This window comes from Halogeometricum sp. CBA1124 (assembly GCF_009741955.1).
In the GTDB taxonomy this organism is placed as follows: Archaea; Halobacteriota; Halobacteria; order Halobacteriales; family Haloferacaceae; genus Halogeometricum; species Halogeometricum rufum.
The window spans coordinates 1-23,341 of the sequence record NZ_WPCD01000035.1 but is presented as its reverse complement, the minus strand read 5'-3'; the positions used below and the strand labels follow the sequence as shown (position 1 = coordinate 23,341).

Annotated in this window: 19 protein-coding genes and 3 pseudogenes; 12 read left to right on the top strand and 10 right to left on the bottom strand. The window is 66.8% G+C overall.

Annotation, left to right across the window (positions count from 1 at the left end):
• Window positions 1-36 precede the first annotated feature (36 nt).
• From GJ632_RS07120 to GJ632_RS07105, 4 genes and pseudogenes are all read left to right on the top strand, one after another.
• Window positions 37-860, top strand: a pseudogene (locus GJ632_RS07120) (3-hydroxyacyl-CoA dehydrogenase family protein).
• Entirely contained in the window at window positions 857-1,762 is a 906-nt protein-coding gene (locus GJ632_RS07115; protein ID WP_231751386.1) for an enoyl-CoA hydratase/isomerase family protein, read from the top strand. Before GJ632_RS07120 ends, GJ632_RS07115 begins: the two are co-directional and overlap by 4 nt.
• A gap of 277 nt (window positions 1,763-2,039) precedes the next feature.
• Window positions 2,040-3,734 carry a thiamine pyrophosphate-binding protein gene (locus GJ632_RS07110; protein WP_191452519.1) on the top strand — a complete coding sequence of 565 codons (1,695 nt, stop codon included), beginning with the start codon at window positions 2,040-2,042 and terminating at the stop codon, window positions 3,732-3,734.
• An 81-nt stretch (window positions 3,735-3,815) separates the two neighbouring features.
• Entirely contained in the window at window positions 3,816-4,778 is a 963-nt protein-coding gene (locus GJ632_RS07105; protein ID WP_191452518.1) for an NAD(P)-dependent oxidoreductase, read from the top strand.
• Between the two features lie 68 nt (window positions 4,779-4,846).
• On the opposite strand, the gene GJ632_RS07100 is transcribed toward GJ632_RS07105, so the two are convergent.
• From GJ632_RS07100 to GJ632_RS07090, 3 genes are all read right to left on the bottom strand, one after another.
• A complete protein-coding gene (locus GJ632_RS07100) occupies window positions 4,847-5,200 on the bottom strand; it encodes a cupin domain-containing protein (RefSeq protein WP_191452517.1) in 354 nt (117 codons plus the stop codon).
• A 68-nt stretch (window positions 5,201-5,268) separates the two neighbouring features.
• On the bottom strand, window positions 5,269-5,946 hold the full coding sequence (locus GJ632_RS07095) for an HD domain-containing protein (RefSeq protein ID WP_191452516.1): 678 nt from the start codon (window positions 5,944-5,946) through the stop codon (window positions 5,269-5,271).
• A 4-nt stretch (window positions 5,947-5,950) separates the two neighbouring features.
• Entirely contained in the window at window positions 5,951-6,673 is a 723-nt protein-coding gene (locus GJ632_RS07090) for an EthD family reductase (protein ID WP_191452515.1), read from the bottom strand.
• Between the two features lie 100 nt (window positions 6,674-6,773).
• Here GJ632_RS07090 and GJ632_RS07085 point away from each other — a divergent pair, with 100 nt between their 5' ends.
• The gene (locus tag GJ632_RS07085) at window positions 6,774-8,024 is read left to right on the top strand and encodes a Xaa-Pro peptidase family protein (RefSeq protein ID WP_191452520.1); all 1,251 of its coding nucleotides are present in this window, start codon (window positions 6,774-6,776) and stop codon (window positions 8,022-8,024) included.
• Between the two features lie 73 nt (window positions 8,025-8,097).
• The gene (locus GJ632_RS07080) at window positions 8,098-9,477 is read left to right on the top strand and encodes an NAD-dependent succinate-semialdehyde dehydrogenase (protein WP_191452514.1); all 1,380 of its coding nucleotides are present in this window, start codon (window positions 8,098-8,100) and stop codon (window positions 9,475-9,477) included.
• 63 nt (window positions 9,478-9,540) lie between these two features.
• Here GJ632_RS07080 and GJ632_RS07075 read toward each other — a convergent pair whose 3' ends face one another.
• A complete protein-coding gene (locus GJ632_RS07075) occupies window positions 9,541-9,747 on the bottom strand; it encodes a hypothetical protein (protein ID WP_089811185.1) in 207 nt (68 codons plus the stop codon).
• 1,344 nt (window positions 9,748-11,091) lie between these two features.
• Between GJ632_RS07075 and GJ632_RS07070 the strand changes: the two genes are divergently transcribed.
• Together GJ632_RS07070 and glmU are read left to right on the top strand one after the other, a co-directional pair.
• A complete protein-coding gene (locus GJ632_RS07070; RefSeq protein ID WP_191452513.1) occupies window positions 11,092-11,334 on the top strand; it encodes a harpin-binding protein in 243 nt (80 codons plus the stop codon).
• Window positions 11,335-11,394: 60 nt separating this feature from the next.
• Window positions 11,395-12,581 (top strand): annotated as a pseudogene (gene glmU, locus GJ632_RS07065) (bifunctional sugar-1-phosphate nucleotidylyltransferase/acetyltransferase).
• A 168-nt stretch (window positions 12,582-12,749) separates the two neighbouring features.
• On the opposite strand, the gene GJ632_RS07060 reads toward glmU, so the two are convergent.
• The 5 genes and pseudogenes from GJ632_RS07060 to GJ632_RS07040 all read right to left on the bottom strand — a co-directional run bounded on the left by GJ632_RS07060 (window position 12,750) and on the right by GJ632_RS07040 (window position 18,524).
• A complete protein-coding gene (locus GJ632_RS07060) occupies window positions 12,750-13,238 on the bottom strand; it encodes a winged helix-turn-helix domain-containing protein (protein ID WP_089811190.1) in 489 nt (162 codons plus the stop codon).
• Between the two features lie 288 nt (window positions 13,239-13,526).
• A complete protein-coding gene (glmS, locus tag GJ632_RS07055) occupies window positions 13,527-15,344 on the bottom strand; it encodes a glutamine--fructose-6-phosphate transaminase (isomerizing) (RefSeq protein ID WP_191452511.1) in 1,818 nt (605 codons plus the stop codon).
• Window positions 15,345-15,346: 2 nt separating this feature from the next.
• A pseudogene (locus GJ632_RS07050) lies at window positions 15,347-16,518 on the bottom strand (sugar phosphate nucleotidyltransferase).
• A gap of 372 nt (window positions 16,519-16,890) precedes the next feature.
• Window positions 16,891-17,502 carry a hypothetical protein gene (locus tag GJ632_RS07045; protein ID WP_089811196.1) on the bottom strand — a complete coding sequence of 204 codons (612 nt, stop codon included), beginning with the start codon at window positions 17,500-17,502 and terminating at the stop codon, window positions 16,891-16,893.
• A 494-nt stretch (window positions 17,503-17,996) separates the two neighbouring features.
• Window positions 17,997-18,524: a transcriptional regulator gene (locus tag GJ632_RS07040; protein WP_089811198.1), complete on the bottom strand. Its 528-nt coding sequence runs from the start codon at window positions 18,522-18,524 to the stop codon at window positions 17,997-17,999.
• A 349-nt stretch (window positions 18,525-18,873) separates the two neighbouring features.
• On the opposite strand from GJ632_RS07040, the gene GJ632_RS07035 reads away from it, so the two are divergent.
• From GJ632_RS07035 to GJ632_RS07020, 4 genes are all read left to right on the top strand, one after another.
• Window positions 18,874-19,152, top strand: coding sequence for a PadR family transcriptional regulator (locus tag GJ632_RS07035; RefSeq protein ID WP_089811200.1), 279 nt, complete (start codon window positions 18,874-18,876; stop codon window positions 19,150-19,152).
• Between the two features lie 427 nt (window positions 19,153-19,579).
• On the top strand, window positions 19,580-20,707 hold the full coding sequence (gene wecB / locus GJ632_RS07030) for a non-hydrolyzing UDP-N-acetylglucosamine 2-epimerase (protein ID WP_191452510.1): 1,128 nt from the start codon (window positions 19,580-19,582) through the stop codon (window positions 20,705-20,707).
• Complete coding sequence (locus tag GJ632_RS07025) at window positions 20,704-21,996, top strand: nucleotide sugar dehydrogenase (protein WP_191452509.1); 1,293 nt, start codon at window positions 20,704-20,706, stop codon at window positions 21,994-21,996. Before wecB ends, GJ632_RS07025 begins: the two co-directional genes overlap by 4 nt.
• A gap of 175 nt (window positions 21,997-22,171) precedes the next feature.
• A complete protein-coding gene (locus GJ632_RS07020; RefSeq protein ID WP_191452508.1) occupies window positions 22,172-22,540 on the top strand; it encodes a hypothetical protein in 369 nt (122 codons plus the stop codon).
• 221 nt (window positions 22,541-22,761) lie between these two features.
• Here the strand turns inward: GJ632_RS07020 and GJ632_RS07015 are convergent.
• On the bottom strand, window positions 22,762-23,341 hold a 580-nt coding region (locus GJ632_RS07015; RefSeq protein ID WP_191452507.1), incomplete at its 5' end, for a sugar phosphate nucleotidyltransferase.

Below are 23,341 nucleotides of genomic sequence, written 5' to 3'. Positions count from 1 at the left end.
GACGGATGGGGCACGGAATCGCGCCAGGTGTCCGCGATGGCCGGACAGGACGTGGTGATGCGAGACGTGGCGGACGAGTACGTTCGGGACGGGATAGACGCCGTCGAGGAGAACCTCCGCGGCGGCGTCGAACGCGACAAGGTGACCGAAGCGGAGATGACCGCGACGCTGGACCGCCTCACCGGGACCACCTCGCTGGCGGACGCGGTCGCGGACGCCGACCTCGTGATAGAGGCGGTGCCCGAGGAGATGGACCTCAAGCGCGAGACGATGCGCGAGGTGGAGGGGTTCGCCGACGCGGACGCCGTCCTCGCGACGAACACGTCGTCGCTGTCCGTGACGGAGATTCTGAGCGCCCTCGACCGACCGGGGCGCGGTGTCGGCCTGCACTTCTTCAACCCCGTCCACATCATGGCGCTGGTGGAAGTCGTCGCCGCCGAACAGACGACGGCGGCGACGCTGGACTTCGCCCACGAGTTCGTCGAAGACGTGGGGAAGACGGCGGTGGAGGTGCGGGACTCGCCCGGATTCGCCTCCTCGCGCCTCGGCGTCGCACTCGGTTGCGAGGCGATGCGGATGGTTCAGGAGGGCGTCGCGTCGGCCGAAGACGTCGACGCGGCGATGGAGTTGGGGTACAACCACCCGATGGGACCGATAGAACTCGGCGACGTGGTCGGACTCGCGTCCGCCTCGACATCCTCGAGTACCTGCGGGAGGAACTCGGGGAGCGCTTCCGGCCGCCGCAGATTCTCAAGCGGAAGGTGCGCGCCGGGAAACTCGGCCGGAAGACGGGCGAGGGGTTCTACCTGTGGGAGGGCGACGAGAAGGTGGGCGTCAGCGACGAGGGCGGAGAGCGATGAGCGACGACCCGGACGGCGGCGCGGGAGGCGGTGAGTCGGGCGACGACGCGGGAGACGGACCGACGCGCGGCGGACCGGCGGCCGAGGGACCCGAGGACGTGGAATCGGTCGCCGCCGACTGCGAGACGGTGGACGTGGCGGTGGACGACCGAGTCGAGGGCGTCACGACGGTGACGATGAACCGCCCCGACGCGCGGAACGCCCTGAACGCGCAGTTGCGCGCGGAGTTGAAGCGCGTCCTCGACGCCGTCGAGGACAGCGACGCCCGCGTCGTCGTCCTCACGGGGGCCGACGAGGCGAAGGCGTTCGTCGCCGGGGCGGACGTGACGGAACTGCGCGAACGCGACATGCTGGCCCAACGCGCGGCGAGCGAACGGCCGCGCGTCTACGAGTACGTCGCCGACCTGCGACAACCAGTCGTCGCCCGCCTGAACGGGCACGCCCTCGGCGGCGGGTGCGAACTCGCGCAGGCCTGCGACGTGCGCATCGCCCACGAACGGGCGAAACTGGGGCAACCCGAAATCAACTTGGGGCTCATGCCCGGCGGCGGCGGCACGCAACGACTCGTCCGCCTCGTCGGCGAGGGGCAGGCGATGCGTCTCGTCCTCTCCGGCGAACTCGTCTCGGCCGAGGAGGCGCGGGACATCGGACTCGTGGACGAGGTACACGACGAGGAGACGTTCGACGACCGGGTGTACGAACTCGCGGGGTCGATGGCCGAGAAGAGCGGCGTCGCTCTCGGACACGCGAAGCGGGCCGTCAAAGCCGCCTCGCGGATGGACCTCGACCGGGGAATCGAGTACGAGGCGGAACTGTTCGCCCAACTGTTCGCCGTCGGCGACAAGGACGAGGGCATCGACGCGTTCCTCGAGGGCCGCGACCCGGAGTGGCCGTCGCGGTGACGGCGGCGGCCCGTCCCGGACGTCCGGTGCATCGGGTCTGCGTATAAACCCCCGACATGGACTGGTGAAGCTATATCTCGTGTCCGGGCGAACCTTACCCCCCGATTGACCGTTTTCCTTACACCACTACCCGTGTAACATCGCGCGGCGAGTCGTCACGGAACCGTCCGCCGCGTTCCTCGGCGGCGACAGAGCAAAGTACCGGCCGGCGGGATGGAAACGTAATGAACGTACAGGATAGTTCTCTCAGAGCGTCCGAGCGCGCGGCCCCGGCGGCATGAACACGAGCGAACGACTCGTCGAGACACTGGAGAACCTCGGCGTCGAACGCGTCTTCGGCTACCCCGGCGGCCGGGTCATCGAACTGTTCGACCGCCTGCCGGAGTCGTCGGTGGACCTGGTCCGCCCGCGCGACGAACGCGAGGCGAGCGTCATGGCCGAGATGCACGGCCGCCTCACGGGCGACCCCGGCGTCCTCGTCGGGCAGGGGCCGTGGATAGGCAGCCTCGGTGTCATCGGCCAGATGGAAGCGCGACTCGGGTCGTCACCGATGGTCGTCGTCACCGAAGCCTCCGAGCGAGGCGACTACTCCACCGTCGCGCCGTACCAGCAGTCCCGCGGCGACTACGGCGGCGTCGAACTGCCGAAGATTCTCGACGCGGTGACGAAGGAACACTGGTGTCCGCGCACGCCGCCGGAGACGGTTCGGAGCCTCCAGTTGGCGTTCAAGCACGCCGTCGCCGGACGACCCGGGCCGACGGCCGTCGTCCTCGACGGGAACGCCGTGACCGAGGAGATGCCGGACGACCCGATTCCGCCCGTCTGGGACGACGCGGCGCAGACGCGGACGTGGTCGGCGGCGCCGACGCCGCGGGACGTTGCCGCCGCCGTCGAAGCCCTGGAGTCCGCCGACCGACCCGTCGTCGTCGCGGGCAACGGCGTCCACGCCGCGGGCGCGTACGACGAACTCCGGACCGTCGCGGAGCGATACGACGCTATCGTCGTCACCTCCTACCTCGGCAAGTCGACGTTCCCCGAGACGCACCGACTGGCGGGCGGCGTCGTCGGGTCGTTCGGCCACGAGGGGGCGAACCGGGTCGTCAGCGAGGGGGACGCGCTCCTCGTCGTCGGCTGTCGGCTGAATCCGATGGACACGAACTGGGGCGCGCCGGACTTCGTCCGACCCGCGGAGCAGACGATTGTCCACGCCGACGTTGACGCGCGCAACGCCGGGTGGGTGTACCCCGCTGACGTGGGCCTGATAGGCGACGCGGCGGAGTCGCTCCGCGAACTCGCCGAGGCCGGCGCGGCGTCGAACGACTGGGCCGAGTCGCGGGCGGCGACGGCGCGGGAGTCGTTCGACGCGCCCGAGTGCGAGTCGGCGGCGACGCCGATGCTCCCGCAACGCGCCGTCAAGGAGATAGAACGCGTGGTGGACGCGGACACCGTCGTGACGGCGGACTCCGGCAACAACCGCTTCTGGCTCCTGAACTACCTGCAGACGCCCGCCGTCCGGACGTACTTCGGAAGCGGCGGCGTCGGCGGGATGGGCTGGGCGAACCCCGCGGCGGTGTCGGCGGCGCTGGCGACGGAGAAGGACGTGCTGGCCGTCGCCGGCGACGGCGGGTTCGCGATGACGATGACGAGCGTGGAGACGGCGGTAGAGCAGGGCGTCGCACCGACGTTCGTCGTCCTCAACGACACCAGCCTCGGGATGGTGCGGCAGATGCAACGCGGGCCGGACGACATCGCGGGCGTCGAGTTCCACGACACCGACTTCGCCCGCGTCGCCGAGGCGTTCGGCGCGGAAGGCGTCCGCGTCGAGTCGCCGGACGAACTGGGCGACGCCCTCCGCGACGGGAAGGCGAGTGCGACGCCGACGGTGGTGGACGCGCGAATCGACCGGGACGAGGACATGGCCGAGACGCTCCAGTCGTCGTTCTACGCGTCTGTCGGCGGTCTGCACGAGTAGGCGGACACGGCTTGTCGGCCGCCGGCCCGCTACCGTCCCGCCGGGAAACAGTTTTGTGTGCCCGCCGCGCGACTCCTCAGTATGTCTTCATCGACCGTGATAGTTACCGGCGGAACGGGGTTCATCGGGTCGTACGTCGCCCGCGAGTTGGTGGACCACGGTCACGACGTGGTCGCGTACGACCTCTCGGCGGACGCGCGAATCCTCGAGAAACTCGGCGTCGCCGACGACGTGACCGTCCGGCGGGGCGACGTGACCGACGCGCCGGACGTGATTCGCGCGATTCGAGAGACGGGCGCGACGCGCGTCGTCCACCTCGCGGCCCTCCTGACGAACTCAGCGCGGGAGAACCCCCGGGCGGCCCTCCGGGTGAACGTCGAGGGGACGAACAACGTGTTCGAGGCGGCGCGGTCGCTGTCGGACCAGGTCGAACGCGTCGCGTGGGCGTCCTCGGCGGCGGTGTACGCGCCGCCGGCGAACTACGGCGACGAGTTCGTCACCGAGTCGGACCTCGTCTACCCCGACACCCTGTACGGCGCGACGAAGGAGTACAACGAGCATCAGGCGCGGGTGTATCACGAGGACTTCGGCGTCTCGCACGTCGGCCTCCGCCCCACCGTCGCCTACGGCCCGTACCGCGAGACGGGCGGGTCGGCGTTCCTCGCGAACATCGTCGAGAAACCCGCCCTCGGCGAACCGTTCAGCGTCGAGTACGGGGACCAGGTCATCGACTGGCAACACGTCCGCGACGTGGCGACGGCGTTCCGACTGGCGGCGTTCGCGCCCGAGGCCGACCTCACGCAACGCGTCTACAACGTCCGCGGCGAACTCGCCACGGTTCGGGAGGCCGTCGAGACGATGCGGGAGTTACTGCCGGACGCCGACCTCACCGTCTCCGACGAGGGGGAACTGCCGTGGACGCAGCGACTCGACACGTCGAAGGCGCGAACGGACCTCGGCTACCGACCCGACTACGGCCTGGAGGCGGGGTTCCGCGACTACGTGAACGTCCTGCGCGAGGCGCACGGACTCGACCCGGTCTGACCTTCCACGCGCCGGCGACGCGCGTGACGCCGGGTCCGCACGAACGGCACTCGCGCGTCCGCGGCGCGTCAGTCGACGACGACGCCGTCGTCCTTCACGTTCGGCGCGCCGACGACGAACACCTCGCCGTCGTCGAGACAGCGGAGTTGTCGCTCCTCCTCGGGCGAGACGACCACCACGTCGCCCACGTCGAGCGTCATCGTCTCGTCGGCGAACACCATCTCGAACCGGCCCGAGAGGACGTGGTACAGTTCCTCCTGTTCCTCCTGCCGGTGGTTCGGCCCGTAACCGCCCTCCTCGAACGTCCACACCGTCGGGCGCATCTTCTCGGGGCGGAGTTCGTAGCCGACGGCGCGAACGCCCGCCTCGGCGTGGTCTACGTCCTGAATCTCCAACTCGTCGAGGTTGACACGCTTTCGCATCGACGCCTCCTACACGGGCCGGAGAGAAAGCGTTGGGGGGTCGTCGGCGTCGGGAGACGGCGGCCGAATCAACTGGTCTGGGAGTACTCCTCGACCCACTCGTCGAGGCTGATGCCCATCGTCGCCTGCGTGATGGCGTTCGAGGACGCCGAGTTCGCGCTCTTGACGAGTTCGGCCTCCAGCGTTCGCGTCGGAACCTCGCCGAGGAAGTGTGGAATTGCGCGCTGAACGGCCAGCGGACAGCCGACTTCGTGCGCGAGGGCGTACCCCGACAACGAGTGGGGTATCTCCTCGCTCGCGTACGTGGGGTCGGGGTCCGAGCGGCAGTCGTCGTCCACGAAATCCACGTACTCGTAGCACTTGCCCACGTCGTGCAGGAGGCAGGCGGCCCGCACCACGTCGAAGTCGGGGTCCGCGCCGTGGAAGTCTCGTTGCTCCTCTGCCGACGCGACGGCGATTCGGGTGACGCCGCGCACGTGTTCGACGTTCGATACCTCGTGGATGTTCCACGCGTACGGCACGTCGCGGACGTCGTGCCACCCCCCGCGTTCGAGGCCGAGACACCACGCCTCGGTCACCTGCTCGCGGAGTTCGTCGTCCTCGATATCGGCGAGTTCGGGAAACGCGGCTTCGACCTGACTGCGGTACGCCCAGTGTCCCGCCGCGTCGTCCCCGCCGCCCGCGTCAGTGTCGTCTCCGCCGTCGGCGTCGGTGTCGTCCGCGTCGGGTCCGTCTGCGTCGGTCATCCGTTCACCGCCCCGTCTCGTCCTTCTGGACCGTCTCGCGGCCGACGAACCGCGGCCGGTCCTCCAGAGAGAGGAAGTTCTCGACGTCGTCCCGCGCCGCCGCGGCCTTCGAGTGGCCGGGGTCGTAGTCGCGGGAGGACTCGTGGCCGAGGGCGGCGCGGAGGGCGTCCAGACTCTCGAAGTAGAGTTCGGCGACGCCGTCGAACTCCGCGTTCTCGGGGTCCGTCGGGACGACGCGGGTGTAGCGGACGACGCCCGGAATCTCCCGCGCGAGGGGGACGTGCTCGTTCGCCCAGTGGTCGAGGAACGCGTCGTGTGACATGCCGGCTTTCCTGACGAGGAACGCCGAGTGCTTGTACAGGCCCGTCGTGTCGCCGCCCGTCTCGTCCTTCTCGACGAACTCCTCGCCGATGAGGCGCGGCCGACTGTCGACGGCGAGGAACTCGTCCACGTCCTCTCTCGCCGCCTTCGCCGTCCCCTTCGCGGGGTCGTAGTCTCGCGATCCCGGACTCCCGAGGGCGGCGTGCAGGGCGTCCAACTCCTCGAAGTAGAGTTCCGCGACGCCGTCGAACTCGCTCGCCTCCGGGTCGACGGGGAGGACCGTCTGGTAGCGGACGACCCCCTCGATGTCGCGCGCGATGGGAGTGTGGTTCTCCTGCCAGTACTCCACGAACTCGTCGTGCGTCATCCCGTCCCGACGGACGAGTAGCGCGACGTGCTTGTACATGTCCGTCCGGGCGTTCTCGGTTTGGGAGCATAAATCGTGAGGAAACTTGATGTGGGCGTCGGCTGTCGGTACGGGCATGCCGTTTCACGACCGGGAGTTCATGAGTGGCACCCGCGGCACCATGGCCGTCGACTGGGAGGAGCGAATCGACGTGGCGCGGATGCGCGAGGAGCGAAAGGAACGCGCGCTCGAACGGATGCGCGACGCCGGCCTCGGGAGCATGCTCCTCGTCTCGGACCCGAACATCCGCTACGTCACCGGACTGGCTATGACCGGCGGGTCCGGCGCAGACCACTACTCGCTCCTGCTGGAGGACGGGGCCGTCGTCCACTGGGACACCGCCGACCACGCGAGCAACCAGCGGTACAACTGCCCGTGGCTGAACGATATTCGCTACGCCTGTCCCGGACTGGGGAACGTCCCGCGCGCGTCCGGTCGCGACTCGGCGCGGTCGTTCCTCCTCCGGAAGATGGCCGAGACGGTCGTCGACGCCCTCGACGAGTACGACCTGCGGAGCGAACCGATGGGCATCGACGTCGACCACGGCGGCCTGCACGCGGCGTTCGAGTCGCAGGGCGTCGACCTCCGACCCGACGACTGCGCGGCCGTCATGGCGGACGCGCGGAAGACGAAGACCGAGGACGAAATCGAGTGTCTCCGGCAGGTCGCCGCCGTCTGCGAGGCGGGCTTTCAGGCCATCGCCGAGGGCGCGAAACCGGGGCGGCGCGAGTCGGAGGTGTGGGGCGACGCGGTCCGCGAACTGTGGCGCCACGGCGCGACGGTGCACGGCGGGTACCTCACCTCCGGGCCGAACACGTGGCCGAAGCACCAGGCGAACACGACGGACCGACTGATTCGCCCCGGCGACCTCGTGTACGCCGACTTCTACAATATCGGCTACCTCGGCTACCGCTCCTGCTACTACCGGACGTTCTCCGTGGGCGAACCGACGGACGCACAGACGGAGGCGTACGAGACGGCCCGCGACAACCTGTACGACGTGTTGGAGGAGATAGAGCCGGGGAAGACGACCGCCGAGGTGGCGGCGGCGTTCCCGGACATGGAGGGCGAACACGCCGACTGGTACGGGGCCGACGAACACTGGCAGTTGACGACGAACCACTGGGCGCACGGACTGGGCCTCCAACTGTACGAGGTGCCGCTGATATGGCGCGGTATCTCGCCGGACCACCCCATCGAGATAGAAGAAGGGATGACGATGGCCGTCGAGACGCAGGAACCCGCGGAGCGACAGGGCGTGCGCGTCGAGGAGATGGTCGTCGTCCGCGAGGACGGCGTCGAACTGCTGAGTCAGTGGCCCGTCGAGGAGATGACGGTCGTCGACCACTGAGTCGCGGTGCGGGCCGTTCGCTCGCCCGTCGGCCCCGAGAGTTAACCCGGCGACGGGCGTGGGTCCGACAGAGATGCAGAGCGTCAACCCGTACACGGAGTCAGTCCGCGCCGAGTACGACGAACACGACGACGAAGCGGTCGAAGCGGCGTTGTCGCGGGCGGTGGACGCCTTCGAGGAGTGGCGGGAGCGGTCGCTGACCGACCGGCGCGAACTCCTCGCCGACGCGGGCGAAGTCCTCCGCGACCGAGACGAGGAGTTCGCCGAGTTGATGACCGAGGAGATGGGCAAGCCCATCTCGCAGGCGCGGTCGGAGGTGGAGAAGTGCGCGTGGGTCTGCGACTACTACGCCGAACACGCGGCCGAACACCTCCAAGAGAAGACCGTGAACGGACCGAAAGACGCCGAGACGTACGTCCGGTACGACCCCCTCGGCCCCATCCTCGCGGTCATGCCGTGGAACTTCCCCCTCTGGCAGGTGTTCCGCTTCGCCGCCCCGCACCTCACGTCCGGCAACGTGGGCCTGTTGAAGCACGCCTCGAACGTGCCGGGGTGCGCGAAGGTCATCGAAGAGGTGTTCAGCGAGGCCGGGTATCCGGAGGGCGTCTTCCAGTCGCTCCTCGTCGACTCCGACCAGGTGGAGGACGTCGTCGCGGACGAACGCGTGCGGGCCGTCACGCTGACCGGAAGCGGTCCCGCGGGCCGGGCCGTCGCCGAGCAGGCGGGTCGGAACCTGAAGAAGAGCGTCCTCGAACTCGGCGGCAGCGACCCGTTCGTCGTCCTCGACGACGCCCCCATCGACGAGGCGGCGGAGACGGGGGCACGGGCGCGTACCATCAACTCCGGGCAGTCCTGCATCGCCGCCAAGCGGTTCATCGTCCACGACGACGTGTACGACGAGTTCGTCGAGAAGTTCGTCGCCGAGATGGAGGCGTTGCAGGTGGGCGACCCCAAGGACGACGACACCGACGTGGGCCCGCAGGCGCGCGAGGACCTGCTATCCGACCTGCAGGAACAGGTCGAGGAGACGGTGGAGATGGGCGCGACGGTGGAGACGGGCGGCGAACCCCTCGACAGGGAGGGGTACTTCTACCCGCCGACGGTGCTGACCGACGTGCCGCGCGACTCGCCAGGTGCCCGCGAGGAACTGTTCGGCCCCGCCGCGTCCGTCTTCCGCGTCGAGAGCGAAGAGGCGGCCGTCGAACTGGCGAACGACTCGCAGTACGGACTCGGGGGGAGCGTGTGGACGACGGACCTCGAACGCGGGAAGGAGGTGGCCGGGCGAATCGACTCCGGCGCGGTGTTCGTCAACGAACTCACGAAGTCCGACCCGCGACTGCCGTTCGGCGGCGTCAAAGAGTCCGGCTACGGCCGCGAACTCGGGAAGGAGGGAATCCGCGAGTTCGTGAATCGGAAGACGGTGTTCGTCCAACACGGCGTCGGCGACGAGTAGGGCGCGACAGTCGCCGCGCGCCGCCTCGTCGAGTCGTCACCACCGCAGGCGGGCGGTCGGGAGTCAGACGTCCGTGGGGACGATGGAGCGAACCGAGAGCGTCTCCTCGCACCCCGGACACCGTTCGACGCGGGCGGCGCCGTACACGTCGCAGTGGTACGACGCGTCGCCCCCGTCACCGAGGAGCAACCCGCACGAGGGACACGGTTTCGGGCCGGAGTCGGTACTTCCGAAGAGGCGTGCGAGCGGTCGGGACGCGCGTCGGAGCATCGTGCTACTGTGAGACAGGGTGTGTAATAACGGTTGAGGTTCGTTCGCACCGTCTGCACGTCGGCCCACCACCCTGTTGCCACCCGTTCCCGCACGCTGCGAAACCGGTCGAACGTCCAATCTGCTCGGGTCGAGAGGAGAACTCTCGCACAGAACGCGACGAGGCGGGAGGAGAAAGAGACGAACGCCCGGACGCGACGCCGAGAGGCGACGAACGCACGGCCGGCGGGCGCGGCGAGACGGCGAGTTCGAGAGCGCGAACTAGTAGATAGAAGTCGTTAGACTATTTGGGCGTACGCCCGGGCGCGAGAGCGTCGTCACGAGCCGTCCGATTGGCGAACCGGTCCGCGGCCGTCTCGTCTTCGGGGCACACCGGGTACGAGGCCGTCGTAAGCACTGCTTACGGTTCGCGGTGCGCGCACGCCGCCGAGAGGACCGGCCGGCTCGGTCGGCTGAGAGAGCGAATCACTCTCGTACAGACATTTCCATCGGCGGGCCACAGGTAGCCATTACATACATACAATTGTAAATGAATGTGCCGAGAAGCGACGAGTGAGAGAGCGAAAGACGAGGATATGTGTTCGAACTGATCGGGCGTGGAGACTGTCAGCGTCGAGGTTCGTTAAGAACGTTCGAGAGTCCTAAACGAACTGTTCAGAACGTCGTAGAGATGCTATCGCGTCTCAAAATCTTCTGTGGCCGCATCTCGGTCCGTCGAACGAAACTGCTCTGAGAGCCCGTCACCCTCGCCAGCGGCGAGACACGTAAGGTCCGTCTTTAGGGGCTAAATCGTCGGTTTAGGACGACTCGTCCCCCGCCCGAAGCCGGCTTCTGTCCGGACTGACTCTTACGGCAGAAAGTCACCTCTTGATTACAATCGTCTGACGAGTTCTGTGCTCGGTGCCGTCGCCCGCGAACCGCCCCGGCGAGTGAAAGAGAGGCCGGCGACGACGGTAGATCCACAGCCCCCTCATAACCAAACGGCTCGGACGCCTATCTCGGGCGTATCATGAACGCTACGAACGAGACCCGGCCGCGGTGTACGGAGTGCGGCGCCCCCCTGACCCGCGCCGTAACCGGGACGATGGCCCTCTCCGCCACGACGCTGTGTCCCGACTGTGACCGAAGCGGGTGAGACGGTGCCGACGACGCTCCCCTGTCGCCCCGGGAGCGACTCGCCTCACCGCCGCGGACGCGTCGTCGGTGCGAACGTGTCCGGAACCGAGTGACGGACGCGATAGCTTCCTGTTAAGTCGGTGTTCGGGACGATAACTATCTTTGACAATCGTGTAGGTACCGTATGCATCTGACCGACCGCTCCGCGTTCTCGACGAGGTGGCAGCGATGAGTTCGCCCGCAGAGCAGTCTGGGGCGGGGGCGAGTGGAACCGCCAGCGTGGAGCCGACCGGAACCGACGGCGCGGACCCGACCGACTGGTACGACCGCGAAGTGCCGGGCATCGTCGCCGGACTCGAAGCGTCCGGTCGACTCGGCACGCAGACGAGCGACGCCGCGTGGGAACTCCTCGCGCGGGGTCGCGCCCGCGCGGCACTGGAACTCGTTCTCGGCGCGGTAGACGCCGCCTAATCGAACGGCATCCCGTCGTAGTGAACAAATAGATTTTCCGTCCATCTCCGTAGGGGGCGTATGCAAACGGTAGTCCTTGCGGCGGGCGTCGGCAGTCGAATGTGGCCGCTCACGGAGTACAGACCGAAACCGATGCTCCCGGTGGCCGGGAAACCGCTGGTCGCACACACCGTCGACGCCGCCGTCGAGGCCGGAGCGACGGAGTTAGTCCTCGTCGTCGGGTACGAAGCCGACGACGTGCGCTCGTTCTTCGGCGAGGAGTACGCGGGCGTCCCCGTCGAGTACGCCGTTCAGGAGGAGCAACTCGGGACGGCGGACGCCGTCCGCTCGGCGCTGGACGTCCTCGACGAGGGGCGCTTCGCCGTCCTCAACGGCGACGCCCTCTACGACGTGCCGTCGCTGACGGCGCTCTACGACGGCGGTCCGGCAGTCGGGTCGTTCGAGGTGGCCGACCCGACCTCCTACGGCGTCCTCGAAACCGACGACGGCTACGTGACCGGCGTGGTCGAGAAGCCGAGCGACCCGCCCTCGAACCTCGTCAACGCGGGCGCGTACGTCTTCCCCGAGGACGCCCACGGCTGGTTGCTCGACGTCGAGGCGTCCGAGCGCGGCGAACTCGAACTGACGGACGTGCTCTCGCGGTCCTGCGAGGCGTACGACGTGCGACCCGTCGCGTTCGACCGCTGGCTCGACGTCGGCCGACCGTGGGAACTGCTCGAAGCGAACGAGTGGAAACTCGCGGAGATGGAGACGCGCGTCGAGGGCGACGTGAGCGAGGGGGCCGAACTGAACGGTCCCGTCGTCGTCGAGGAGGGCGCTGAAATCCGCTCCGGCGTCGTCGTCGACGGCCCCGCGCTGATCCAGTCGGGAGCGACCGTCGGGCCGAACGCCTACGTCCGCGGCGCGACGCTGGTCGGCGAGGACGCGAAGGTCGGCCACGCCGTCGAAGTGAAGAACAGCGTCCTCATGGACGGGGCCACGGTGGGCCACCTCACGTACGTCGGCGACAGCGTCCTCGGCCGGAACGTGAACTTCGGCGCCGGGACGAAGGTGGCGAACCTGCGGCACGACGGCGAGAACGTGACGTTGACGGTCAAAGACCGGCGGGTGGACACCGGCCGCCGAAAGCTCGGCGTCGTCGTCGGCGACGACGCGAAGACCGGCATCAACAGCAGCCTCAACGCGGGCGCGTCCTGTCGCCCGAGGCGACGGTGCTGCCCGGCGAGACGGTCACGCGGGACCGCTGAGGCGCGGGCGGCCCCGCCGTCGTGAGTCGGTGCGTGAGTGCGGTTCGCTGCCGGCGACTGACTCGCGGACGCTGTGCACTATCGACGGTTGCGGCTCGAAAAGGGAGTCGAGAGGCGACGGCGTCCGCCGTCGCTCTCGGCGAGGGGGTGGGGGGATGCGGACCGTGGCTAGCGGTCGCGCTTTCGGGTGTAGACGGACATGAACGTCTCGAACAGTTCGGGGTCGAGTTTGAACTGGACGTCCACGAGGTCCTCCTCGGCGTCGTAGTTCACGTGCTGGACGTCGACGACGTCGAGCACCGTCTCCATCGCGTCGAGTTTGGAGTCGCTCGGGCCCTGTTCGATGCCGATACCCTCCTCGTTCACGGAGAGAGAGAGCCCGTCGATACGGGTCTGGTAGGAGCCCTTCGAGGCGCTGAGAAGCGGGTTGCAGCGCTCGACCAGACCGAGTTCGTTCAGGCGGTCGAGTCGGCGGTAGATGGTGGACTCGGAGACGTCGCAGGAGTCTGCCAGCTCCTCCGCCGTGACCGGTCCCTCTTTGCCGGCGACCAGAATCTCGCGTGCGACCTCGTCCCCGAGGGCGTCGAGAAGGTCATCACTTGCAACCTCCTCCAGGAGGAGGGACGACGATGCGACCCAGTGTGTGCTCGCTGCCATGGAGTCACCTATCGGGAGTCCCCACCTTATGTAATCGCCACATACTGAGACCGCCGCGAGAGTAGACCCACCGTACCGGTTCGCGTAAGCCCTGCCTACTCGAATCTGAGAACACTCTGCAGAAACTGCGAGAGAGCTTCTACTGGTGATATTCGGCAATAAAGGTACGATTACTAGAATGTTAACGCGAATTTGGCCGGATTGTACCGCCAACGTGCACGGATAATTGGGATAGTAAATTCGACGGGCGGCCCGCGGAGAGAACAGCGACGGACGGCGGTCGGCGCGTCAGTGGACCGTCACCGACTTCGCGAGGTTGCGCGGCTTGTCGATGGGCCGGTCGAGGAGGTCAGCGGCGTGGTAGGCGACGAGTTGGAGTTGGACGCTGGCGGGGATGCCGGCGACGTCCGGGTGCGTCTCGGGGATGGAGAGCACGTAGTCCGCGAACTCCGCTATCTCGCTGTCCGTCTTGCTCGTGATGGCGATGACGGGCGCGCCCCGCGCCTGTACCTCCTTCATGCTGCTCAGCGTCGCCTCGTCCTCGAAGCCGGTGAACAGCGCGAAGACGGGCGTGTTCGGCGTGACGAGCGCCAGCGGTCCGTGCTTCAGCTCCGAAGCCGCGAACCCCTCCGCGTGCTCGTAGGTGATCTCTTTGAACTTCAGCGCACCCTCCAGCGCGGCCGAGTGCCCGACGCCCCGACCGATGAAGAAGTACGAGTCGCTGTCGTGGAGTTCCTGTGCGAGCGCCGGCGCCACGGAGGTGTCGAGTATCTCCTGGACGTGGCCGGGGAGTCGAGAGAGCGCCTCGACGAGTTCGCGGCCGTCAGAGGTGCGCGTGCCCGTGATGTCCTCGACGAGTCGCTCGCCGAGGAGCGACAGGGCGGTGACCTGCGAACAGAACGTCTTGGTCGCGGCGACGCCGATTTCGGGGCCCGCGCGGATGAGGAGCGTGTCCTCGCACTCCCGCGTGATGGACGACCCGACGGTGTTGGTGACCGCGACGGTTTCTGCGCCGGCGCTCTTGGCGCGCCGAATGGCGTCGAGCGTGTCCGCCGTCTCACCGCTCTGCGTGACGGCGATGACCAGCGTGTTGTCCGTCACCGGCGGACTGACGAGTCCGTACTCGCCGGCCTGGAACGCGTACGCCGGAACGCCGCGCGACGAGAGCATCGACGACGCGTACATGGCGGCGTGGTACGAGGTGCCCATCCCGACGAACTGGACCTGGTCCACGTCGGCGAACGTCTCCGGCGGGAACTCGTCGAGTTCGACGGTGCCCGTGAGCGCGTTCAGTCGGCCGTGGATGGTGTTGCGGAGCGACCCGGGCTGCTCGTGAATCTCCTTGAGCATGAAGTGCTCGTAGCCGCCCTTGCTCGCCGTCTCGGCGCTCCACTCGACGCGCTGGACCTCCCGAGAGACGGACCGGCCCGCGCCGTCGGTTATCTCGTAGCCGTCCTTGGTCACCTTCACGAAGTCGCCGTCGTGGAGATAGACCACCTGGTCGGTGTGCTGGACGAACGCCGGTACGTCGCTGGCGAGGAAGTACTGGCCCGGCCCGATGCCGAGACAGAGCGGCGACCCCGACCGGGTCGCGTAGATGGCCTCCTCTTCGCCGATGATGGCGGTGATGGCGTACGTGCCGGAGAGGCGGGCGATGGCCGAACGGAACGCCTCCTCGGGCGTCGCGCCGTTGTTCAGTTCCTCCTCGATGAGGTGCGGGACGACTTCGGTGTCCGTCTCGCTGGCGAACACGTGGCCGCGGGACTCCAGTTCCGTCTTCAGCGACTGGTAGTTCCCGATGATGCCGTTGTGGACGACGGCGACGCGCCCCGACTCGTCGGTGTGCGGGTGCGCGTTCTCGTCGGTGACGCCACCGTGAGTGGCCCAGCGGGTGTGCCCGATACCGAGGCTGCCCGACATGGGGTTCGATTCGACGGCGGCGACGAGTTCTTCGACCTCGCCCGTCTTCTTGTTCAGCTGGATGCTAGAGCCGTTCTTGACGGCGAGGCCCGCGGAGTCGTATCCCCGGTACTCGAGCCGTTCGAGTCCTTCTAACAGCGGTTCGACCGTGTCGTCCTGCCCGATGCACGCGGTTATTCCACACATAGTTACGCTGCCACCTCTGACTGCTCGCGGACGACTCCGTCCACGACCACGCCGGCACCGACGGTGGCCTCGGCGCCGACGCTGCTACCTGCCGTAAGCGTCGCGTTCGCACCGACCGTGGCGCGGTCGGCGACGATACTTCCGATTCTGCGGTCCGTGTAGAGGCGGCCGTCGACGACGACGTCCGCCCGTCCGCAGCGAGTGGCGACGCAGTCGCCGATGCGGGCGCCGGACCCGACGACGGAGTCGCGCAGGAGGGCGTTCGCCCCCACGTGCGCGTCCGTCGACACGATGGACCGCTCGACGACCGAGTTGGCCCCGACGTGGACGTTGTCCTGCAGACACGTCCCCGACCGGATGACCGCGCCGGGGCCCACGTCGCAGTCCTTGCCGATGACGACCGGCCCCTCGATGATGGCCGACTCGTGGACGCGCGCGGAGTCCGCGACGTACACGTCCGACCCGTAGTGGCGGCCCAGGAGCGTCTCGGAGACCGAGAGCAACTGCCAGGGGGTCGAGGGGTCGAGCCACCCGCCGTTGACGAGGATGGAGGTGACGGGACCGTCGAGATGCTCGATGGCGTCCGTCAGCCGAATCTCGCCTTGCCACGGGTCGGTCTGGTCGAGGGCGTCGAACACCGAGTCGTCGAACGCGTAGACGCCGGCGTCACGACGTAGCCCTCTCGCTCGACCGGATGCTCGTCGATGTCGGCGATGAGGCCGCGGTCGGTGATGACGACGCCGTACTCCTCGGGGGTGTCCGAGTGTGCGACCGCCACGGTGGCGGCGCAGTCGGTCGACTCGTACCGTTCCAGCGTCGACTCGACGATTTCGGTGTCGATGATGTTGTCTCCGTTGACGACGAGGAAGTCGCCGTCCACCATCCCGGACGCCTGCATCAGGGCGTGACCGCTCCCGAGACGGGAGGGCTGCTGGACGAACTCGACGTCCAGGTCCTGATACGCCGCGGTGAGGTGCGTCTGGATGCGGTCGCCGCGATAGCCGACCACGACGACGACGCGTTCGATGCCACTGTCTACGAGCGCGTCGAGGACGTAGTCGACGACCGGTCGGTTCGCGACGGGAAGCATCGGCTTCGGGAGATACTTCGTGAGCGGACGGAGCCGCCGACCCTCACCTGCGGCGAGGACGACCGCCTCGCGGACGTCGCTCATCCGGGTCCCTCCCAGCACGGACGAACTGACGCCGTGCCGTTCGGCCGGGCGGAGTGTAGTGGCATAGTACGCTAGGTGGGCCGAACAGGCATTGTTATAGGCAGCGTGTCACGCTCGCAACGCGTGGTTAGGCGCACCGTTTCCCGAGAATACGACCCCTGATTCGGCCGGCTCGCGGCATCGTACGTACCGGTTCACTCGAATGTGTCAATAAATTGTTCTAACGGCGCGATTTTGGTGTCAGACACCAGCTCGAAAGAAAGACAGTATGCAGACGGTGTCTCTCGCGTGTGAAAAAATTTCGAGGAGGTGAGCGACGGCTGCCAGTCGAAGTCGAGTCAGCCACCGAACACCTCCGAAAAGAAGAGCCGACTAGCGGTCGACGTCGCGCTGGCGGTACGTCTCCATCGCGGTGAGGACGACGAGCGCGGTGGTGCTGACGACCGCCCATCCGGCGGCGGGAACGAGTGCGAACCCGGGAGCACCGAGGAGGCCGGCGGCGACGGCGACGCCGACGGCGCCGGCGACGGCGACGTTGCGCTTCGGCGACGAGGAACGCACGTCGTCGTCCGCGGGTGTCGAGTCACCGAGGTACGGTTCGAGCTGTTCGGCCATCGGCTTCAGCGTGATGTCGCCGCGGTTCTTCTCGAAGTCGATGACGCCGGAGTTGGCCATCTTCGGAAGGTGACACTGGTAGAGACCGATGTACACGCGCTTGCGCTGGCTGGAGGAGAGCTGTGCGATCTCGATGTCGTTCTCCTTCGCGGCGATGTACTCGGCCATGTCGCCGAGTTTCGCCTCGCCGTCGTTCTCCTTCAGGTACCGAATGGCGTCGCGGCGTCGCTGGTTCTTCAGCAGTTCGAAGATGGTGTCCTTCGAGAGGAGTTCCTGCGCGTCTTCCTGCTGTTCGGGCTGTTCGGCTGCGTCCGCCTCGGGGGTCGAGGCGTCTTGCGTCTTGGATTGGGTGAGTGTTTCGAGTGCCATCTGCCTACCTCCCTCTCGTCGAGAGGCGCCGTTGCGCCGGTCGTCGGTGTCACCCACCAGGTTAATTTGATATTTCCCGATTGGCTCGCGGTGGGCGACGTCCTACGTCGCTGGTTCGACCCCGCACGAGAGGTCAACTACTCCTTCTACAGGGGCCGACATATACCTGCCTTCGAGTCGCAGGTTCTGCTGTCGTTCGCGCAGCGAGCGTATTTCTTAAGGACTTGGCCAAAGATATTAACACATCCCCTAACAGAAATCGAACGGCTAACTCACTCGAATTGTGTGTCTAACCCGCCCGATACCACGAAATTCGAGAGCGAACGAAAATTCGAACTGCGCGGCAGTAATTCTCTCGCAGTATCTGCACGGATTGCAAACAGCTGACACTATGGGCGAGATACCGACGTGTCAGACCGGCCGGTAGTTTCGGTACTCGGGTGGCGAGAGACCGGAGAAAGGTGTGCGCTCTACGCTGCCCCACCGACGCGTTCTCATTCGATGAGCGTCTCGAACGAGTCCGTGGTCTCCTCGCCGCTCGACTCGGCCAGATACTGTGCGCCCGCGAGGGCGAGTATCGCAGTCGAGACGAGCACGGCGATGGCGAACCACGGAAGCGCCTCTAGGGCGACCGCTCGCGCGAGTATCGCGAGCCACCCCACCGCACCCAGGATGGCGTAGTAGGTCGCCCACGGCCGGGATTCGTCCTCCGTTCGCATCCAGAAGAATCCCTCGCTCGCAATCTCCGGTGTGAGCGCGACGATGCGCTCCTCGTCGTCGTACGAGACGATGCCAGCCTCCTCTAACTTCGGGAGATGTGTCTGATACAGCGAGATGTACACCCGCTGTCGCTCCTCGTCCGTCACCTCATCTACCGATGTGCCGTTCTCGACGGCCGCGATCTGGGCCGCCAACTGTTTCAGGCTCATCTCGTCTCCAGCCTCGTGGAGGTAGTAGATGATGTACCGACGACGAGAGTTACTGAGTATTCGGAACAGCTCGTCTTTGGATAGGTCGATCATCACATTTCGTGTCAGGCGTGTTGTCGTCCCCGCGCGCCCGCGACTGCCGATGCAAATCGCCGACTTGACGTATTCGACTCAGTATCTTTGTTATCGACTCGCTTATGTCGTGACAGCGGTGCCTACTGTCGGCGATCGGCCACGGACGCGGGTTCGCGCGGATCGTTCACAGATGGAAAGTTTACAACAGATTTTTCGGCGTAAAGCCGGGCATTAGCGTTCTGGGGAGGGACCCGGTGCGCGGTACGACGGGAATCTAACCAGACGACGGGCTGTTAATACACGAACACCAGACGTGTATCAGTGACTAACAATACCGGATGGGAACAAAAGACGGGTCGAAACCGAGATGTTCGAGTTAACAGGCTTTCAGCGGGACCTCCTGTACGTAATCGCAGGCTCCGACCGTCCCTCCGGGCAAGAGATTAAGGAACGAATTGGAAAAGACGTGGGCGAGGTTAATCACGGGCGACTGTACCCCAACCTCGACGCACTCGTCGAAGAAGGGCTGGTGGACAAAGGTCAGCAGGACCGACGGACCAACTACTACACCATCTCCGAGGAAGGCCAACGCGCGATCCACGAACGACGGGAGTGGGAAGACCAGTACGTCTCGCTGGACGAGTAGGTCCGCCGGCGACGCGTCGGCCCGGTGACCACCCCTACGGGCGGAGTCGAAGACCGAATAGGTAGCCTCGCGCTCGGACGCATCCCCTTCTCCCCCGCTTCTCCGCTCTCAGCGACGCGCGCGCCGTGACTCATCTCGCGGGCGCGTCGGACACTCGTCTGACGGCGAGGGCTCGGCGCCGTCGAACCCGGGCGGAGACGGACGGAAGTTACTGCCTTCGGCCCGAATCGGCGGACGCGGCTCCGAGCGCCGGAATCCCGCGCCGTCCCCCGATTTTTCGCCTTCTCGTCGCGTACAGGTTCCCTATAACAAAGCGTGTACGGGACCCCCAGTACGGTAGACAACGATCTATGACCACTCACAGGAACGCGGTCGAACGAACCGAGGACGGCGTCCGAGACGAACGGCGTCAGGTCCCCCGACACCGATGACGGCCGACAGTGGCGGCGCGTCGCAGGTGGCAATCGTCCTCGGCACTCGACCGGAGATAATCAAGTTCGCACCCGTCATCAAGGCGTGCGACCGTCGAGGTGTCGACTGCCTCCTCGTTCACACCGGGCAACACTACTCGGAGGACCTCGACCAGGTGTTCTTCGACCAGTTGGAACTCCCGACGCCGGACTACAACCTCGAAGTCGGCTCTCGTTCGCACGGCGAACAGACCGGACGGATGCTCGAGGGCATCGAGGACGTCCTCGACGAGCACGCGCCGGACGTCGTCTTGGTTCAGGGCGACACGAACTCGACGCTCGCCGGCGCACTCGCCGCCTCGAAGTCGAACGTCGACGTGGGCCACGTCGAGGCGGGCCTGCGAAGTTTCGACCGGGACATGCCCGAGGAGGTGAACCGCGTCGTGACGGACCACATCGCCGACTACCTGTTCCCGCCGACGGAGGAGACGAGGAGCCACCTCGAACGGGAGTCGGTCGCCGGCGAGATAGTGACCACCGGAAACACCATCGTGGACTCGCTGTACGAGTACCGTGACCTCGCCGCCGAGAAGAGCGACGTGCTGTCGGACCTCGGTCTGCAGGAAGACGACTTCTACCTCCTCACCGCCCACCGCGCGGAGAACGTCGACGACCGCGAGAGTTTCGCTCGACTCCTCGAAGGCGTCTCTCGCTTCGCGGCGCAGACCGGCCGCGAGGTGGTCTACCCCATCCACCCCCGCGCGCAGTCTCGCCTCGACGAGTTCGACCTGACGCTCCCCGAGGAGATTCGGACGGTCGAACCGCTGGACTTCCTCGACTTCCTCCGACTGGAGTCGGCCGCCGCCCTCGTCTTCACCGACTCCGGCGGCGTTCAGGAGGAGACCTGTATCCTCGGAACGCCCTGCGTGACGCTCAGATACAGCACGGAACGGCCGGAGACCGCTTACGTGGGCGCGAACTGTCTGGCCGGACTCGACCCCGACGACGTCGTGGAGGCCGGGAGCACGATGCTCGGAAAGGACGCCGACTGGGACGTCCCCTTCGGGGACGGCCGCGCCGCGGAACGAATACTCGACACGCTCGCCGCCGGGGTCGAACCCGACGCGGCGGAGGTATCTCCATGAAAATCTGTGTACACGGAATCGGTTACATCGGGCTCGCAACGGCAGCACTGTTCGCGAACAACGGCCACGACGTCGTCGGCTACGACCCCGACGAAGAACTCGTCGAAGAGTTACGCGCCGGGAACCCGCGCACGACCGAGGCGGAACTCCGCGAGTACGTCCTCGACGCACTCGACGCGGGGCTGGAACCCTCGACCGAAGTCGTCGAGGCCGACTGTCACATCGTCTGCGTGCCGACGCCCTACGAGGCGGACTCCAAGCGCGCGGACCTCTCGTACGTCGAGATGTCCGGTCGGACGGTGGCGGAGTACCTCCGAGAGGACGACATGGTCATCCTCGAGTCCACCGTCCCGCCGGGAACGACCGAAGAGGTTCTCGCTCCCATCCTCGCCGCGTCGGAACTGACGCCCGGCGAGGACTTCTCGCTCGCGCACTGCCCGGAAACGGTTCTCCCGGGCAACATCGCCCACGAACTCGTCCACAACGACCGCATCATCGGCGGTATCGACGACGAGTCCGCCGACAAGACCATCGCGCTGTACGAATCGCTCGTCGAGGGTGACATCCACCGCGCACCGGACGCGACGACGGCGGAGTTCGTGAAACTCTCGCAGAACGCCTACCGAGACGTGAACATCGCGTTCGCCAACGAACTCGCCCGCGTGGCGAACGACTACGGCATCAGTTCGCGCGACGCCATCGACCTGGCGAACGTCCACCCGCGCGTGGACGTTCTCAACCCCGGCCCCGGCGTCGGCGGTCACTGCCTGCCCATCGACCCGTGGTTCCTCGGCCAGTTCTCCGACTCGCTGGACCTCATCGCCACCGCCCGGCGCGTCAACGACGGGATGGTGGACTTCGTGGTCGAACTCCTCGACGGAGAACTCGGTTCGCTGGACGACGCGACCGTCGCGGTCCTCGGCGTCGCTTACAAGGGGAACGTGGACGACGCGCGGCACAGTCCGGGACTGCGACTGGTCGAACGACTCACCGCGGCGGGATCACGGGAGGTCGGTGCGGCGGCGGCCGACGGCGGCCAGTTGGTCGGCGACGTGGACGTCCGCGTTCACGACCCCCACGTCAGGACCGACGCCGTCGACCTCGTGGACCTGGACACCGCCCTCGACGGCGCCGACGCGATGGTCGTCGCCGCCGGCCACGACGCGTTCCGCGACGTCGACCCGGCCGAGGCGGCCGACCTGATGGACGGCCGCGTCGTGGTGGACGGGTTCTCCATCCTCGACGCCGACGCGTGGCGCGACGCCGGATTCGACTACGTGGAGATCTGACTCCGGCACCCGCCACAGTCGATAATGGTAGCTTAAAACGCCCAGAAACAGCCGTCTGAAGTTCGTGTCGAAGGGCCATTCACAAAACTCTGAAAGACGCGTATTTTCCACTTTCAAGCGTTTCTACGCCACATTTACCACAAGACTTATTTCGTTAATGGGAATGAAAGAGAGTATGGGATGCGACGATACCGACGGTCCCGCGGCCGACGTGGAGACCGACCACGACCAACCGAACCAAGAGAACTCCGGGACGACTTCGATGGGGACTTCGACGCTGGGGACGTCGGAGACGGAGCACGTCGCGGACGACCAGTACCTGACGATACGACCGACCGACGACGGCGTCGCCACGTTCGAGGCGACAGTCGACGGACGAATCAAGTCGGCCGACGACCTGGACGCGATACTTCCCGGCCTCGGGAAGTGCGCCGAAGACGCGATACTGAACGAACCTCGTCAGTACATCTTCACGGGGAACCTCACGAGCATCCGAATCGACGGCCCCGCCGCCGCGTTCCTCGACGGCGACCGCGTCGCCTGACGACCGCCCGCGACAACGGCGGACACGGTGGAGTGGTTCGCGGGAACCGGCCACCCGTCTCGCCGACGCTTCGTTATCGCAGCGACACCGTTCCGCCGGAGAGATGTCCGTCCAGCGTCACGGGACCTCCGTCGTCGTCGCCGACCCGAGCCACCGTCGTCACCGACCCGAGCCACCGTCGGAAAAGAGACGCTTCGTCACCTCACACCGAGCGGAGTCGCTCAGTCGCCGTCTTCGGCGGACGTCACCGACGAGAGTTCGGCCTGTTCGGCCGCGTCGAGTTCGTCGATACCGAGTTCGCCGCGTTCGGCGCGGACGAGTCGTTCGGCGCGGGCGCGGTCCTCGGGGTAGCCCACGTCCACGCGCCATCCCTCCGCCGGCACCGCCGAGATTGTCCGGCCGGAGTGGATGAGTAAGTCGATTGCGTCGGCAGTTCGTACTCGCCGCGGTCGGAGGGTTGGACGAGACGGCAGGCGTGGAAGATGGCGGGCGAGAACGTGTAGAACCCCCGTCATCACGAGGTTCGACGGCGGGTCGTCGGGTTTCTCGATGACGTCCGTAATCTCGCCGTAGGCGTTGGTGTCGCAGACGCCGTAGCGACTGGCCTCCTCGTACGGCACCTCCTCGACCAGGAACGCGGCGTCCGCGCGGTCCTCTCGCTGGCGCTTGACCACGTCCGCGAGGTTCGCGTCGAAGATGTTGTCGCCGAGGATGAGCATGAAGTCGTCGTCGATGTGCTCCTCGACGCTGAGCAACGCGTGAGCGAGGCCCTTCTGTTCGCGCTGGTGCGCGTAGGTTATC